Origin of the sequence: Bradyrhizobium sp. McL0615 (assembly GCF_049993905.1) — a bacterium.
Classification (GTDB): Bacteria; Pseudomonadota; Alphaproteobacteria; order Rhizobiales; family Xanthobacteraceae; genus Bradyrhizobium.
This window is the reverse complement of sequence record NZ_CP188254.1, coordinates 4,870,399-4,886,760: the sequence shown is the minus strand read 5'-3', so window position 1 is coordinate 4,886,760 and position 16,362 is coordinate 4,870,399. Positions and strand designations below refer to the sequence as shown.

The following is a 16,362-nucleotide window of genomic DNA, read 5'->3' as shown; positions in this document are numbered from 1 at the left end:
GGTGATAATTTCGGTTGATGGAGGGATCATCGATCAGTACCAACCAGACTTCGCGCTGCTTCCGAGCATCTCGTCGTAGACGTCGGTTCGGCGGTCCCGCAGCACCTGGTTGAAGGCATTCCAGTTTCGCATGCGCCGGGCCTCACTCAGATTGACCTCGGCAAGGACGATCTCCTCCGAGTCCCGGCTGGCGGGCCCGGCAACAGGCCACCCGGTGTAGCTGACGATGAGGCTCTGTCCCTCAAAGGGCTGGCCTCGCTCGATCCCGACACGATCGGCGCAGGCGATGAACATCGAATTGCTGTGGGCAGCTCCCATCGCGAGGATGTTGGCCATCGCCTGGCGGCCTTCCGCCTGTCCGGGAATCGGCACCCAGTTGGTGGGCACACAGACGATGTCGGCGCCCTGCAATGCGCAGAGCCTGAACGTCTCGGGAAACCAGCCATCGTAGCAAATCGCGACGCCGATCCGGCCGATCGGCGTTTGAAACACGGGGAAACCGAGATCGCCAGGTTCGAAGTAGAGCACCTCCTCGTTCCACAAATGGACCTTGCGAAACGTACCGATAAAACCGTCCGGGCCGATCACCACCGCGCTATTGTAAAGGCTGGCCCCTGCCCGCTCGCAAATGCCAGCAACGAGATGGAGGCGATGGCGCGCCGCGCACGCGATCCATGCCGCGACCGCCGGTCCCGCAGGGATCTCTTCCGCGATCGCAAACGCCTCCTCTCGGGAAGCAAACATGTCCCCCCGTGTTGCAGAGCTCCGGGAGGACAACGAGATTTGCGCCCTTCTCGACGGCCTTATCGATCAATTGCAGGCTGTGCTTCACGTTCAGACTCACGTCACCGAAGCGCGGCTGCATCTGAATGCAAGCAACCGTCAGCAGTCCGCCTTTGGCATCCACGAGAACGTCCGACGTCATCGATCGAGGCTCCTTCGAGCGCGCAAAACAAAAAACCCCCGATGGTGCCAGACAGGCTCCAATCGAGGGCTACATAGCCGATTATGAAAGCAGCCTACCGGCCGCTGCGATGTTCTCGAAGATCAAACATCAAGACATCTGCCGTAATGATTGCCCACCTTTGACGGAGAGTCAACGTTTCCAGGCGGCGAAATAATCGGCACGATGATCACGCAACGCGCACTCGGGTCAGTCGTTGCCATCCATCAGACCGAGGCCGCCAAGAACTTCCTGCGCACCGATAATCGTCGTTGCGATCTGGGCCATCGACAGCCGCTTCTGCGTCGCCTGCTGGCGGATGAGTTCATAGGCCTCCGTCTCGCCAATCTTCTTGAGGGCGACGAGAATCTTGACGGCCTTATCGACATCCCGGCGCGCCTTCAACGTTTCCTCGAGTTTCTGAACTTTGCCCTGAAGGCGGCGCGCATAGCCATGGGCCGAGCGCGCAAGTACGAGGGACGAAAGGATACCGAACGGCCGGATCGGCTTGTTCACAACGCCATGCGCGTTGCTATCGAGCAGCCGCTTCAGCACGGTCGGATTTTCATAGTCGATGATCGCCACGAAGGTCGGGCCGTCGTCGGTTGCCGATGCCGTGAAGTCCGGAGTTTCGGCGGCTTCGACAAAATGGAAAACAGTGTCGACGTCGCGGGGAATTTCTGCCGGCGGCGGCCAGAGGCCGCGTACGTTGCAGCCAATCCGTTTCAACTGGTCGATCAATGCGTCTCCCTCGGCGTCGCGCGGATGCACCACCAGGACCCTGGCGCCCCTCAAATCCTCCATCAGGCGGCGAATACCAGGCTTCATGACGCGAGCGTCCCGTCGCTGATCCAGCGGCTGCCGAGCGGCGTGACCGCAAGGTAAGGATCCGGCTTCACTGCCGATTTCGCTTCCCACACGATGTCGAACCCGCCGTCACGGCGAACCTTGCCGATCCGTGGCGTCAGCCAGGTATGATTGTTTTCGGGATCGATCCGGATCGAGCCTTCCGGGGCTTCAAATGAAAGGCCGAGGGCCGCGTCGACGAGACGCTGCGTATCCAGCGTCCCGGCGATTTCTAGTGCGAGCGCGAAAAGGCGAACCTGCGCGTAGGCGCCGGCGCTCCACATGCTGATCGGTCTCGCTGCACCGAACAGGCGATGAAAGTTGCTGACAAAAGTCCTGTTGCTGTTGCTATCGAGCGATCCGAAATAAGTGGCAGCAGTAATATGGCCTGCACAAAATTCGGCGCCGATTTCGCGTATTTCTCCTTCCGCGATCGTCAAGCTTGCAATCGGCATTTGCGCCGCGTCGAACCCTGCATCGTGATACAGCCGGTAGAAGTTCTGGGCAGGTCGTCCGACGACCGTCGAGAATAATACGTCCGGTTGTTGCTCCCTCACCTCTTTCAAGACAGCTTGCAACTGCGGCGGCGACGCTTGCATAGGCACATAGAGTTCGCCCGCAATTTCTCCGCCGTAGGCGACGATGAGATCGCGCATGATCCGATTGGATTCGCGCGGATAGACGTAGTCCGAACCGACAAGAAATACCCGCCTGCCGTAGTTTCGGACCAGATATTCTGCAAGCGGAAAGCTGTTCTGGTTGGGAGAAGCGCCGGTGTAGATCACGTTGGGGGAGTATTCGAATCCCTCGTAGAGCGATGGGTACCAGAGCAGGCCGTTACGGCGCTCGATGGCCGGCAGGATGGCCTTGCGTGCAGCCGAAGTGCTGCAGCCGAAAATGACCGAGATGCCATCCTCGGTGAGCAGCCTGTCTGCGAGCTTGCGGTAGGTTTCGGGATCCGATCCCGGATCGTAAGCGACCACTTCGATCTCACGGCCGCGGATTCCGCCACCCTGGTTGATCTCCTGGATTGCCAGGGCGGTGCCGAAGAAGTGCTCGGTCTCGGTAACCTCCATCACGCCCGAGCGGGAAAACAGAACCCCAACCCGCCAAGTCTCGGTGCCGGACCCAGCACGGTTGATCATCGCAGCACCTCTCTCATTTGCGGTTCAAGCCGGACGTCATCCCGGCTGCAAATCATTAGGCGCCGGAATGGCTTCCTGACAAGGGATCGTATCCCGCGTCACGCCACGTGGGGCACGGCGTCGAACCTGGAGACCACGATATCGCGCTTGGTGTCGTCGACGCGCACCGTCATGTGGAAGCGCCCGTCGTGGAGCTGCTTGTTGAGCACTTCGGCATTGCGATGCAGCCAGCTGATGCCTGCGCCGTCGGAAGCATCGATCGAGAGATCGAGCGTCGTGCGCGTCGCCGCCAGCCGATCCTCGATCGCGGTCAACAGCTCATTGACGCCCTCGCCTGACACGGCCGACACCAGGAAACACGGCCGCTCCGGCGGACGACGCGCGGCAATGTTGCGCAGGTTCTCACGTTCTTCGGGATCGAAGCGATCGATCTTGTTCCAGACTTCGAGGATGCGCGCGCCCTGGTCGGGATCGATGCCGAGCTGGCGCAGCACGGTGTCGACGTCACGCTCCTGCGCCTCCGCGTCTTCATGCGAGATGTCGCGAACGTGGAGAATGATGTCGGCCTCCAGCACCTCTTCCAGCGTGGCACGAAACGCCGCGACGAGTTGGGTCGGCAGGTTGGAAATGAATCCGACGGTGTCCGACAACATCGCCTTGCCGCCATGCGGCAGGCCTAACGCCCGCAGGGTCGGATCCAGCGTCGCAAACAGCATGTCGGCCGCCTGCACGTCGGCGCGCGTGAGCCGGTTGAACAGCGTCGACTTGCCAGCGTTGGTGTAGCCGACCAGCGCCACCACGCGGTACGGCACCCGCTGCCGGCCCGCGCGATGCAGTCGCCGCGTCGCCTGCACCTTTTTGAGTTCGTTCTCCAGCCGCGCGATGCGATCGCCGATCAGGCGGCGGTCGGCCTCGATCTGGGTCTCGCCGGGGCCGCCCATGAATCCGAATCCGCCGCGCTGGCGTTCCAGATGGGTCCAGGACCGCACCAGTCGGCTACGTTGATAATTGAGATGCGCAAGCTCGACCTGCAGCGAACCTTCCTTGGTCTTGGCGCGGCGGCCGAAGATTTCCAGGATCAGCCCGGTGCGGTCGAGCACCTTGGTGTTCCACGCCTTCTCGAGATTGCGCTGCTGGATCGGCGACAGCGCGCAATCCATCACCACGAGTTCGATGTCGTGGCCCGCGATCAGGCCGGTGATCTCCTCGACCTTGCCTTTGCCGAGATAGGTCGCAGGCCTGATCTGGCTGATGGGCGCAATCAGCGTATCGGCTACCGTGAGGTCGATGGCGCGCGCCAAGCCCGTCGCTTCCTCGAGCCGGGCTTCGGAATCGCGCACGACATCAATCGCCTGCGCCTCGGCGTCGCCGCGGCGCATTCGCAAATAGGGGCCGATGACGATCACCCGCCCGCTTTGCTGGCCCCCCGCCGACCGCGGACGATCGACGCTCCCTTCACGGTTGAGGGGTTCCAATCAGTTCACTCTCAAGCCGGAGCATCCTCGCCGCCTTCGAACAACTGAATCGGAGCTCCCGGCATGATGGTCGAGATCGCATGCTTGTAGACAAGCTGCGAATGACCGTCGCGTCGAAGCAACAAGCAGAAGTTGTCAAACCAGGTAACAATCCCCTGCAGTTTCACTCCGTTGACCAGAAAGATCGTTAGTGGCGTCTTTGTTTTACGAACGTGATTCAGGAAGGTGTCTTGTAGATTTTGTGCGCGGTCTGCCGCCATTGTTTTTGTCCCGCAGTGTGCTTCTTTTTTTTAAGCCGGCTGTTGCTCTCTCATGGAGCCCGCCCCCGACTTGCCGGCGTCCCCTGAGATCCCCCTCCGGTCGGCTCGGCAGTTCGATTAGAGGGCACGCGCGCTTTTAAGGCAAGCCGGTTCGCGTTCCGCCTAGCAGGAACCCGGTGGCCATTCTCCTTAAAAGCGCCGAAAGAGATAAATATTCCAAAGCAAGTGCATGGATCGGCTCACATCGAGCCGGATGAGCCGCAGATTGCGGCATCGACGAACAAGCGATTCACGCGGGTCTCAGCCAACTCCAAGCGCCTTGAGCTTGCGATGGAGCGCCGAGCGTTCCATGCCGACGAATTCGGCGGTACGCGAAATGTTGCCCGAGAACCGGCTGATCTGCGCGATCAGGTAGTCCCGCTCGAACACTTCCCGTGCCTCACGCAGCGGCAGCCCCATGATGTGCTCGCCATTGTTGCTGGTCGGCATCGCCGGTACCATCGAACCAACGTCCTGCGGCAGCATGTCGGCCGTGATGATCGCTTCCGGACCGCCTCCCGCCAAAATCATCACGCGTTCGACATTGTTGCGGAGCTGGCGGACGTTGCCGGGCCAGACATGCGACTGCAGCACGGCCATCGCATCCTGGCCGATCTGCCGCTTCGGCAAGCCGGTCGCCGCCGATATCTGGTCCATGAAATAGTCGATCAGTTCGGGGATATCCTCACGCCGCTCCGACAGCGGGGGAACGCGGATCGGCACCACCGACAGCCGGTGATAGAGATCCTCGCGGAAGCGCCCTTCGGCAATCTCCTCCTCCAGGTTGCGCGCCGTCGAGGAGATGATGCGGACGTCGACATGAATCTTGGCGGTGCCGCCGGAGCGCTGAAAGGTCTGATCGACCAGCACCCGCAGGATCTTGTTCTGGGTCTCGCGCGGCATGTCGGCGATCTCGTCGATGAACAGCGTGCCGCCGTGGGCCTCCTCCAGCGCGCCGGGCTTGCGCGCCTGTTCGCCGTTCGACTGCTCGATGCCGAACAATTCGACTTCCATCCGCTCCGGCGTGATCGCCGCGGCGTTGATGACGACGAACGGTCCTTCTGCACGGCCCGATGCATTGTGCAGCGTGCGCGCGGCCAGTTCCTTGCCCGAACCGGAGGGGCCGACAATCAAAATGCGGCTGTTGGCCTTGGCCGCCCGGTCGATGGTCTGGCGCAACTGGTTCATGCAGGCGGAACGGCCGGTGAGAACGCTCGCGGTGGGCGCCAGCTGCTTGAGTTCCTTCACCTCGCGCTTGAGGCGCGAGGTTTCCAGCGCCCGCGTTGCCACCAGGATCAGCCGGTCGGACTTGAACGGCTTTTCGATGAAGTCATAGGCGCCGCGCTTGATCGCAGCCACCGCGGTTTCGATGTTACCGTGGCCAGAGATCATCACCACGGGAACGTCGGCGTGATCCTTCTTGATCTGCTCGAGCAGTTGCAGGCCGTCGAGCTTGGAGCCCTGCAGCCAGATATCGAGAAACACCAGATGCGGGCGGCGGTTGGAAATCTCGGTCAGCGCTGAATCGCTGTCGCGCGCGGTGCGGGTATGGAAGCCTTCGTCCTCCAGGATGCCTGCAACGAGGTCACGAATATCGGCTTCGTCGTCGACAATCAGAATGTCACTGGCCATGGGTTACACCTGTCTTGTCAGTTGCCTGTTGCGGCTTCGGTTTTTGCTTCATCATTGGTCGCGCTTGCCGCCTCGTTGGTTCCGCCTGATGGCGCTTTTGTTTCGTCAACCTGCGGTTTTGCGTCCGATCCCGGCGGCTTCGCTTCCGCCTTCGGCGCTTGGCCTGACACGGCAAACCGCAGCCGCATCCAGGCACCGCGCTGTCCGGGCCGGAAATCGGAGGCATCCTTGAGTTCGATGCGGCCGCCATGGTCTTCCAGCACGCGGCCGACGATGGCGAGCCCGAGCCCGGTGCCCTTCTGGCGCGTCGTCACATAGGGTTCCAGCAACCGCGCGCGGCTCACTTTGGGCAGGCCGATACCATTATCGATCACGTCGATCACGATGTCGTCGTTTTCGCGCGCGGCGACGACATCGATGCGGCCCTTGCCGAGTTCTTCCGGCGGCACCTGCTCGATCGCCTCTGTCGCGTTCTTGATGATATTGGTGAGCGCCTGCGAAATCAGCCGGCGGTCGAACTGCGCGCGCATCGGATCCTGCTTGATATCGGTCTCGATATCGAGATCGGGATGTCCGACCTTCATCAGGAATACCGCCTGCCGCACGGTGTCGGCGACGTCCTCGCCTTCCATGACCGGCTTTGGCATCCGCGCGAAGCGAGAGAATTCATCAACCATCCGCCTGATGTCGTCGACCTGCCGTACGATGGTGTCGGTACATTGCTCGAAGATGCCCTTGTCTTCGATGATGACCTTGCCGAATTTGCGGCGGATGCGTTCGGCTGAAAGCTGGATCGGCGTCAGCGGGTTCTTGATTTCGTGGGCGATGCGGCGCGCAACGTCGCCCCATGCCGAGGTCCGCTGCGCGGAGACCAGCTCGGTGATGTCGTCGAGCGTGATGATGTAGCTGTCGCGCGACTGGCTGGTCTGCTCGGCGCTGACGCGGACCGACAGGTTACGCTCATGGCCGTCGCGCGTGATCGTGATCTGACCCTGCACCAGGCGCTGCGTGCCCTCGCGCGCGGTCTTCATCATGTCGTCGAGCTCGGGCAGCACGTCCGACAGCGGATGGTCCAGCGTCTCGGATTCGGCATGGCCGATCAGCTTCTCCGCCGAACGGTTCAGGATGCCGACGCTGCCGGAGGCATCGACGCCGATGATGCCGGCACTGGCCGACGACAGCACCGCCTCGATGAATCGCCGGCGGCTGTCGATCAGGTCCGAGGCGTTCACCAGTTCGTCACGCTGGGTACGCAGTTCGGCCGTCATCTTGTTGAAGGTCTCGCCGAGCTGCGCGAGGTCGCCTTCGGACTTGTGCACCGGCACCTGGACATGCAGATCGCCGGTCGAAACGATATTGGCCGCGCTCATCAAATTGCGGATCGGCGACACCAGCCAGTTGGCGAAATTCAACCCGATCAGCACCGACGCCATCAGGATGGTCAGCGCGATCACCGCAAACATCAGTGCGAAAGCGACCTGAATGCCGAGCCTGCGGGATTCGATCTGGGCGTATTCGGCAACGCTGGCCTGGGTCTGCTTCAGTTGGCTGACCACCCGCGGGTCGAGCAGACGGGCAACGTAAAGAAAGGTGTCAGTGAAGCCGCGGAGGCGAATGATCGCTGCGACGTAGTTCTCTTCCGGGAATACTGCGATCTCCGGTTTGCTTTCGTCGATATTGTTGAGGAAGTCCTGCGGCGGCGTCGAGAACTGCTGCTTGATGCCGGTTTGCGCCGTCACCAGAACGTTGCGATCCTTGTCGATCAGCATCGCGCCCGGCAAATTGCGGGCGGTCGCGTTGTTGGTCAGCAACTCGAAAAACGACTGACGGTCCTGATCGAAAAGTGGCCGCGCGTTCGAGAGGTCGTTGGCCATCCCCAAAATGTCGCCATTGATCAAATAGGCGTGCTCATTGACATAGGCATGGGCAATGTTCAGCGAGTTCTCGATCGCCGCGCGCGTCGGCCCGGAAAACAGCCTGTCGAGGCCGCGATCGAGGGTGATATTGGCGACGATGGCAACCACCACCGCCGGCAGCACCGCGATGACGGAGAACAGGCTCACGATCTGGATGTGCAGCCTGGCCGCAGCCCTGCCGCGCCGCCGCGCCTGGATCACTTGCCAGACTTCGCGGATGATAATGCCGACCAAGAGCAGAATCGTCGCCGCATTGATCAGCAGGAACGAATAGACCACCTGGCGGGTCGGCTCGATCGGCGTCAGGCCGCTCAGCACCACGAAGGTCAGGAACGCCGACAGCAGCGCGATCGCGACCGCAAACGGCGCCACCCACTTCCGCAGGATCCCCCCTCCGGATTCGGAAAGCGACGGGTCGAACGATGGTGCCGAGGTCGTCTCTGCGGTGGTCATTCCGGCAATCGGTGATTTGAAAGGGGCTTGGGCCCGCTTGTCGCGGACTGATGCATTCATATCACAATGTTGCCGAATTGCGACAATTCCGCGGCCATCCCAACCGCTAAAACGGTCGATCCCCAGCCGTTCCACCCGTCTTTATTGCGAAGGACAGCGAAATTGCGAGGGAAAGCGCGTGCGATCCCTAGCCGCCGCTCCGGTAGACCTGAATGTCGAGATCCCTGATCTTCTTCCGCAGCGTATTGCGGTTGAGGCCGAGCAGGTCGGCCGCGCGGATCTGGTTGCCGCGCGTGGCCGCCAGCGCCGCGGTGAGCAGCGGCACCTCGATCTCCTTGAGGATGCGGTGGTAGAGGCCCGGCGGCGGCACGCCGTTCGGGAAGCCGGAGAAGTGTGAGGACAGATAGGCTTCGACCGCGCCGCCGAGGTTCTCCACGCCCATCGGGGTGTTGCCGCCCGAGGTGACCGCCGGCGGCGCCAACTCGCCATCGATCACCGAGGCCGTAATGACGTCCTGCGGATAGAGCGCCGCCAGCCGCCGCGCCAGATTCTCGAGTTCACGCACGTTGCCGGGCCAGCGGTGCTGCTTGAGCCGTTCCAGCGCGAGGGTATCGAGTTTTTTAGGCGGCAAGCCGTCCTTTTCGGCGAGCGAGAAGAAATGCCGGATCAAATCGGGCAGATCCTCGATCCGCTCCCGCAACGGCGGCAGCCGCAGCGGCACGACGTTGAGGCGGAAGAACAAATCTTCCCGGAACAGGCCTTGCTGGATCAGGATGCGCAAATCCTTGTTGCTTGCCGCCACGATCCGGACGTCGGTCTTGATCGGGGTGCGGCCGCCAACGGTGGTGTATTCGCCCTGCTGCAGCACGCGCAGCAACCGCGTCTGCGCTTCCATCGGCATGTCGCCGATTTCGTCGAGGAACAGCGTGCCACCTTCAGCCTGCTCGAACCGGCCGGAAGCGCGGGTGTTGGCGCCGGTGAACGCGCCGCGCTCATGGCCGAACAATTCGGACTCGATCAGGTCGCGCGGGATCGCCGCCATGTTGACGGCGACGAACGGGCCATTGCGGCGCTTGCCGTAATCATGGAGCGCGCGGGCGACCAGTTCCTTGCCGGTGCCGGATTCGCCGGAGATCATCACCGTGAGGTCGGTCTGCATCAGCCGCGCCAGCACCCGGTAGATTTCCTGCATTGCCGGCGAGCGGCCGACCAGCGGGATCGAATCGAATTCGCCCTCGTCGGCCGAGCTCGCCACCCGCTCCTTGGGCTCGGCCAGCGCACGTCCGACGATGGTGATAAGCTCTTTCAGGTCGAACGGTTTCGGCAGATATTCATAGGCCCCGCGTTCCGAGGCCCGGATCGCCGTCATGAAGGTGTTCTGCGCGCTCATGACGATGACCGGAAGGCTCGGCCGCATCTTCTTGATCCGCGGCAGCAGGTCGAAAGCGTTCTCGTCGGGCATCACCACATCGGTGATGACGAGATCCCCCTCGCCCTGGCTCACCCAGCGCCACAGTGTCGCGGCGTTGCCTGTGAGGCGAACTTCATATCCAGCGCGCGAAAGCGCCTGGTTGAGAACCGTGCGGATGGCGGTGTCGTCATCGGCAACGAGTATGCTACCTGCGGGCATTGCTGTTCCTCATCTTGCGTTCTGTGAGGCAGGCGGCGGCGTACCCGGAACGCCGTCGCGGTTGCTTTGGTCGAACTGTTTGGTGGGATTGAACATCGGCATCAGCACGCGGAAGGTGGTCTTCCGCGGCTGGGATTCGCATTCGATGATGCCGCCGTGATCGCCGACGATCTTGGCAACCAGCGCCAGGCCCAGCCCGCTGCCGGTTTGCTTCGTCGTCACGAAGGGATCGAACAGGTTCGGCAACAGGTCTTCCGGCACGCCGGAACCGTTGTCCTTGACGCAGAATTCCAACGGCAGCGACACCCGCGATTTCTTGCCTGGCACCGACAGGCGGACGCCGGGACGGAACGCGGTGGTGAGCTGGATTTCTGCGTCCGAGCCAAGATCGGCCACGGCTTCGGCGGCGTTCTTCACGAGATTGAGGAACACCTGAATCAGCTGATCCTGATTGGCCAGCACCGGCGGCAACGATGGATCGTATTCTTCGACGAAGCGAATGTTGCGGGCGAAACCTGACTGCGCCAGCCGCTTTACGTGATCGAGCACGGAGTGAATGTTGACCGGTCCACGCGCCACCGGACGGTCGTCGCCGAACACTTCCATGCGGTCGACCAGGGTCACGATGCGGTCGGCCTCGTCGCAGATCAGCCGGGTCAGCATACGGTCTTCGGACGAGGCCGCCTGCTCCAGCAATTGCGCCGCGCCACGGATGCCCGACAACGGGTTCTTGATTTCATGCGCCAGCATCGCCGCCAGCGCGATCACCGAGCGCGCCGCGCTCCGGTGCGTCAACTGCCGGTCCATCTTGTCGGCGATGGTGCGCTCCTGCAGCATCACGACGATATGGCCGGGCCGTTCGGTCAGCGGGGCGACATGCAGGTCGACCTGGCGGTCGCCGCCGATCCGGGGCGTGCCGAGATCGACCTTGTATTCGTTGACCGGCGAGCCGCTCGATCGCACCTGGTCAATCAGCGCCAGCAGCGGACTGCCGAACGGCACCAGTTCCTTCAGCGACTGCCGCCGTAAAAACTGCGTCGAAATCTCGAAGAAGGACTCGGCGGCGATGTTGGCGTCGACGATGCGGCCGTCGGGCGCCACCAGCAACACCGGGTTGGGCAGCGCGTTGAGGATGGCCTCGCCGTCGGTGGGCACGGTGCGGCGCTGTTCTGCGGCTGACGTCATGCGGCAGCACTCCATGCAAAATCGTCGAACGCTTCCTGCAACGATCGGTGTACCCGGTGCGGATCCTCCGACGTCAGAATCTTTTGCCGCCAGCCCTTCAGCGTCTCCGCCGGGGCGCGGCTGCACTGGGCTGCGATCTCCAGCGCCCAGCCGAGATGTTTTCGCGCGTGCTTCAGTCCGATGCGCAGGCCGTAATGGCTGCAGACTTCGTCGTAGAGCGCGCGCACATGCGCCAGTTGTTCGGCGAGCGACGGCGCCGTCTCCGCCTGTCCGGTTTCGAGCCGGCGGCCGATCTGTCCCGGCAGCCACGGCTGACCCTGCGCACCACGCCCGATCATCACGGCATCCGCCCCCGACACTTCCAGCGCCTGGACGGCCTTCTCGAATGAAGTAATGTCACCGTTGACGACGAGAGGCACGGAGACCGCGTCCCTGACCGCGCGCACGGCGGCCCAATCGGCCGAGCCCTTGTAAAACTGGCAACGCGTGCGGCCGTGCACGGTGATCATCTGCACGCCGGCATGTTCCGCGCGGCGCGCCAGTTCGGGCGCGTTGAGCGAGCGATCGTCCCAGCCGAGCCGCATCTTCAGCGTCACCGGCACTTTCACCGCCGCGATCGTGGCTTCGATCAGTGTGAGCGCATGATCGAGATCGCGCATCAGCGCCGAGCCGGATTGACCGCCGGTGACATGACGCGCCGGACAACCCATGTTGATATCGATAATGTCGGCGCCGGCCGCTTCCGCAACCCGTGCGCCCTCCGCCATCCAATGCGCCTCGCAACCTGCGAGCTGAACGACATGTGCCCCGACACCGGCCGTCTCGCAGCGCAAAAGCGACATCGGCCTGCCGTGGACAAGTTCGTCGCTGGCAGTCATCTCTGAAACGACCAGTCCGGCGCCGAGGGTGCCGGCAAGACGTCGAAAGGGGGCGTCGGTGACGCCGGACATCGGCGCCAGGAGAACCCGGTTGGCGACAGCAATCCCGCCTATTTTCAATGGCTTAGAGCGTGAGCTTTCCGGGCCGGTCACGTCGTTCTCATGGTTAGGGCGGCGGCTTCATTGCAACCGTCGGCGCATATTGTGAGCACAAATCTTGGGCAGTCAAGCTTCTTGCCTACACTTTAGACAGATCTATCATTTGTGCAAGTGCACTGCAACAAAAACCGCTTTTCCCACAGGTGATCGGAATCACTCTATTTTCCGTATTCGACATGGTAAGGGCTGTGCGCCAGCGCGGCCCGAGCCCCTCCCCCTCAACCCCGATTCGTTCGTATTTGAGTCCAGATGCCCAGACCTGAGCGCACCGCAGCCATCCTCGTCGCAGCCGGCCGCGGGCTTCGCGCCGGCGCTGGGGGGCCCAAGCAATATCGCGAGATCGGCGGACAGACGGTGATCTTCCGCGCCATGGAGGCATTCTGCCGGCATCCGGACGTGTTTGCCGTGCAGCCGGTGGTGAATCCCGATGACGCCGCGATCTTCAACGAGGCTGTCGCGGGACTACGCTACCAGCCGCCCACCAATGGCGGCGCGACGCGTCAGGCTTCGGTGCATGCCGGTCTCGAGGCGCTCGCGGCGGAGAAGCCCGACATCGTCCTGATCCACGACGCCGCGCGGCCTTTCGTAACGCCCGCGGTGATTTCGCGCGCGATCGATGCCGCCGGCCGCACCGGCGCGGCGGTCCCTGCGATCCCGGTCACAGACACGATCAAGCAAGTCGGCGATACCGGCGACGTCGAGGCGACGCCCGAACGCGCACGGCTGCGAATCGCGCAGACGCCGCAAGCGTTTCGCTTCGATGTGATTCTCGATGCCCATCGCCGAGCCGCGCGCGATGGCCGCAGCGATTTCACCGACGATGCGGCGCTCGCGGAATGGGCGGGATTGACGGTAGCGACATTTGAAGGCGATCCTGCAAACATGAAACTGACGACGCCAGAAGACTTCATTCGCGAGGAAGCCCGTCTCTCCGCCCAGCTCGGCGACATCAGGACCGGCACCGGCTACGACGTGCACGCCTTCGGCGACGGCGACCATTTGATGCTCTGTGGCGTACGCGTGCCGCATACACGCGGCTTCCTCGCCCATTCCGACGGCGACGTCGGCCTGCATGCCCTGGTCGACGCCATTCTAGGCGCCCTGGCGGACGGCGACATCGGTTCGCACTTTCCGCCGACTGACCCGCAGTGGAAGGGCGCGGCATCCGACAAGTTCCTCAAATATGCCGTCGATCGTGTCACCGCGCGCGGCGGCCGGATCGCCAATCTCGAAGTCACCATGATCTGCGAGCGCCCCAAGATCGGGCCGCTGCGCGATATCATGCGCGCCCGCATTGCCGAGATTACCGGCCTCAACATCTCGCGCGTCGCCGTCAAGGCAACGACCAGCGAACGGCTCGGTTTTACCGGCCGCGAGGAAGGCATCGCCGCGACCGCGAGCGCCACCATTCGTCTGCCTTGGTCTGATAAGGGCTGGAGCGAGTAAGATGAGCGGCAGCGATGCGCGCGCCCTCTCCCGCTCGCTGCTCGATCTGTGCCGGATGCGCAAGCTGACGATCGCGACGGCGGAGTCCTGCACGGGCGGTCTGGTCGCCGGCGCGCTTACCGACATTCCCGGCTCGTCAGACGTGATCGACCGCGGTTTCGTCACCTATTCCAACGACGCCAAGCGCACCATGCTCGGCGTCAAGGCCACGACGCTCGCAACCTTTGGTGCGGTCAGCAAGGAAACCGCGACCGCGATGGCGATCGGCGCCTTGGAAAAGGCTGGCGTCGATCTCGCGGTATCCATTACCGGTATTGCCGGTCCCGGTGGCGCCACCCCGGGCAAGCCGGTCGGCCTGGTCCATTTCGCGGTTGCCTCGCGCGACGGCAAGATCCTGCATCGCGAATTCCGTTTTGGCGCCATTGGCCGCACTACCGTGCGCCAGCGCTCCGTGGTGGAAGCGCTGCGCATGCTGATGGAGCTGGCGCGGGGCCCGCAGCCGCCCGCTAAGCCGCGGCGCGAAACGATGGGCCGGCTGCGACCGCGGGTGGCGCGTACGCCGCGGCGCAGCGCCGTCAAACGGCGCCGGCCGACGCGGACTTAATCAACCCTGCGCGGCCAAAGCCTTGGCGCGCGTTTCGCTCAGCGAAGCTACCGGGGTTAGCGCCTCGGGGCTGATCGTGAGTTCGATGATCGAAGGCAACCCCGAGGCAACGGCCTCATCGAAAGCCCGGGCAAAATCTTCGGTGCGCTCGACATGGGCGCCAAAACCACCGCAGGCGCGTGCAAGTGCTGCGAAGTCGGGATTGGCGAGATCGGTGCCGGAGACGCGGCCAGGATACTCCCGCTCCTGATGCATCCGGATGGTGCCGTACATGCCGTTGTTGCAGACGATCACGATCAGCGGCAGCCGGTTCTCGACCGCGGTCATGAACTCGAGCCCGGTCATCTGGAAGCAGCCGTCGCCGGCAAAGCAAATGACCGTCCGCTCCGGATGTTGCAGCTTGGCGGCGACGGCCGCAGGCAGGCCATAGCCCATCGAACCCGAGGTCGGCGCGAGCTCGGTGCGATATTGCCGATAGCGCCAGAACCGATGCACCCAGACAGCATAATTGCCGGCGCCGTTGCAGATGATGGTGTCGTGGGGCAAGCGATCGCTCAGACCGCGGACGATCTGCGAAAGCTGCACGTCGCCGGGCGAGCGCGTTGGCTCGGCGAATCCGAGATAGTCGGCATGCGCCGCGTTGACATGGTCGGCGCGCGATCGATGCTTCGGCTCCAGCCGCTTGATCGCCGCCGCAAAGGCCGCGCTGCTCGCGACCACGCCGAGTGTCGGCGAATAGACGCGGCCGATCTCCTCGGGATCGGGATAGACGTGAACCAGCGGCTGTCTTGGTTTCGGAATATCGAACAGCGTGTAGCCGCCTGTAGTGGCCTCCCCCAACCGCGCGCCCAGCGCGATCACCATATCGCTGGTGCGGATCCGCTCGGCGATCTTCGCGTCGAGCCCGATGCCGATATGGCCGCCATAGCAGGGATGCAGATTGTCAAAATAGTCCTGGCAGCGAAATGAAACGCCGACGGGCACTTCATGCGCTGCTGCAAACGCCTCGAGATCGCGGCGGGCCTGATCGCTCCATCCACCACCGCCGACGATCAAAAACGGCTTCTTCGCCTCCGAAAGCAGCGCATGGAACTGCCGCAGCGCGCCCTCGTCAGGCGCGATCGGAAGCGGCGTGTAGGGCGGCGCATCCGGCACATCGGCGGTGTCGGTGAGCATGTCCTCCGGCAGCGCCAGCACAACAGGACCGGGCCGGCCCGAGGTAGCGGTGAAAAAGGCGCGCGAGATGAACTCCGGAATTCGCCGCGCATCGTCGATCTGGGCGACCCATTTCGTCATCGGCCCGAACATCTGGCGATAGTCGATTTCCTGGAACGCCTCGCGCTCCATCATGTCGCGCCCGACCTGACCCAGCAAAAGGATCATGGGCGTCGAGTCCTGAAACGCGACATGAACGCCGGCCGACGCATTGGTGGCGCCGGGCCCGCGCGTGGCGAACGCGATGCCCGGGCGGCCCGTCAGCTTGCCATAGGCATCCGCCATCATGGCGGCGCCGCCCTCATGCCGGGCGTTGATGAACCGCACGCGCTGGCTCTGGTACATGCCGTCGAGCGCGGCGAGGAAGCTCTCGCCGGGCACCCCGAACACGGTGTCGGCGTTGTGCAGCGCAAGCTGCTCGATCAGAATATGGCCACCGGTTCGAAGATTTGCGTCCATTGCCTCGTCCTTCCACCAGGGGATTACGGATTTGAACCCGGCTTAGAGAATGCCGTCGGTAGCAGCAACCGGATTCC

At 63.2% G+C, this 16,362-nt stretch carries 12 protein-coding genes and 1 pseudogene; 2 read left to right on the top strand and 11 right to left on the bottom strand.

Annotated elements, in window-relative coordinates:
- Positions 1-33: 33 nt before the first annotated feature.
- The 10 genes and pseudogenes from ACPPVP_RS23095 to dusB all read right to left on the bottom strand — a co-directional run bounded on the left by ACPPVP_RS23095 (position 34) and on the right by dusB (position 12,522).
- Positions 34-865 (bottom strand): annotated as a pseudogene (locus ACPPVP_RS23095) (nitrilase family protein).
- Positions 866-1,153: 288 nt separating this feature from the next.
- Positions 1,154-1,771, bottom strand: a complete 618-nt coding sequence (locus tag ACPPVP_RS23090) for an ANTAR domain-containing response regulator (RefSeq protein ID WP_426524738.1) — start codon at positions 1,769-1,771, stop codon at positions 1,154-1,156.
- Positions 1,768-2,934: a transporter substrate-binding domain-containing protein gene (locus tag ACPPVP_RS23085; protein ID WP_426524736.1), complete on the bottom strand. Its 1,167-nt coding sequence runs from the start codon at positions 2,932-2,934 to the stop codon at positions 1,768-1,770. The genes ACPPVP_RS23090 and ACPPVP_RS23085 overlap by 4 nt, the downstream gene beginning before the upstream one ends.
- 98 nt (positions 2,935-3,032) lie before the next feature.
- A complete protein-coding gene (hflX, locus tag ACPPVP_RS23080) occupies positions 3,033-4,409 on the bottom strand; it encodes a GTPase HflX (protein ID WP_426524734.1) in 1,377 nt (458 codons plus the stop codon).
- 11 nt (positions 4,410-4,420) lie between these two features.
- On the bottom strand, positions 4,421-4,669 hold the full coding sequence (gene hfq / locus ACPPVP_RS23075) for an RNA chaperone Hfq (RefSeq protein ID WP_006020546.1): 249 nt from the start codon (positions 4,667-4,669) through the stop codon (positions 4,421-4,423).
- Between the two features lie 300 nt (positions 4,670-4,969).
- On the bottom strand, positions 4,970-6,340 hold the full coding sequence (locus tag ACPPVP_RS23070; RefSeq protein WP_426524732.1) for a sigma-54-dependent transcriptional regulator: 1,371 nt from the start codon (positions 6,338-6,340) through the stop codon (positions 4,970-4,972).
- Positions 6,341-6,357: 17 nt separating this feature from the next.
- Complete coding sequence (locus ACPPVP_RS23065) at positions 6,358-8,709, bottom strand: ATP-binding protein (RefSeq protein ID WP_426524730.1); 2,352 nt, start codon at positions 8,707-8,709, stop codon at positions 6,358-6,360.
- Between the two features lie 187 nt (positions 8,710-8,896).
- Positions 8,897-10,339 (bottom strand): nitrogen regulation protein NR(I), encoded by a 1,443-nt coding sequence (gene ntrC, locus ACPPVP_RS23060; protein ID WP_426524728.1) that lies wholly within the window; start codon positions 10,337-10,339, stop codon positions 8,897-8,899.
- Between the two features lie 9 nt (positions 10,340-10,348).
- Positions 10,349-11,524 (bottom strand): two-component system sensor histidine kinase NtrB, encoded by a 1,176-nt coding sequence (locus ACPPVP_RS23055; protein ID WP_426524726.1) that lies wholly within the window; start codon positions 11,522-11,524, stop codon positions 10,349-10,351.
- Positions 11,521-12,522 (bottom strand): tRNA dihydrouridine synthase DusB, encoded by a 1,002-nt coding sequence (gene dusB / locus ACPPVP_RS23050; RefSeq protein ID WP_426538009.1) that lies wholly within the window; start codon positions 12,520-12,522, stop codon positions 11,521-11,523. Before dusB ends, ACPPVP_RS23055 begins: the two co-directional genes overlap by 4 nt.
- A 288-nt stretch (positions 12,523-12,810) precedes the next feature.
- On the opposite strand from dusB, the gene ACPPVP_RS23045 reads away from it, so the two are divergent.
- Together ACPPVP_RS23045 and ACPPVP_RS23040 are read left to right on the top strand one after the other, a co-directional pair.
- Positions 12,811-14,007: a bifunctional 2-C-methyl-D-erythritol 4-phosphate cytidylyltransferase/2-C-methyl-D-erythritol 2,4-cyclodiphosphate synthase gene (locus tag ACPPVP_RS23045; RefSeq protein WP_426524724.1), complete on the top strand. Its 1,197-nt coding sequence runs from the start codon at positions 12,811-12,813 to the stop codon at positions 14,005-14,007.
- A 1-nt stretch (position 14,008) separates the two neighbouring features.
- Positions 14,009-14,611 (top strand): CinA family protein, encoded by a 603-nt coding sequence (locus ACPPVP_RS23040; RefSeq protein ID WP_426524722.1) that lies wholly within the window; start codon positions 14,009-14,011, stop codon positions 14,609-14,611.
- On the opposite strand, the gene ACPPVP_RS23035 is transcribed toward ACPPVP_RS23040, so the two are convergent.
- Positions 14,612-16,285 (bottom strand): thiamine pyrophosphate-binding protein, encoded by a 1,674-nt coding sequence (locus tag ACPPVP_RS23035; RefSeq protein WP_426524720.1) that lies wholly within the window; start codon positions 16,283-16,285, stop codon positions 14,612-14,614.
- Between the last annotated feature and the right edge of the window lie 77 nt (positions 16,286-16,362).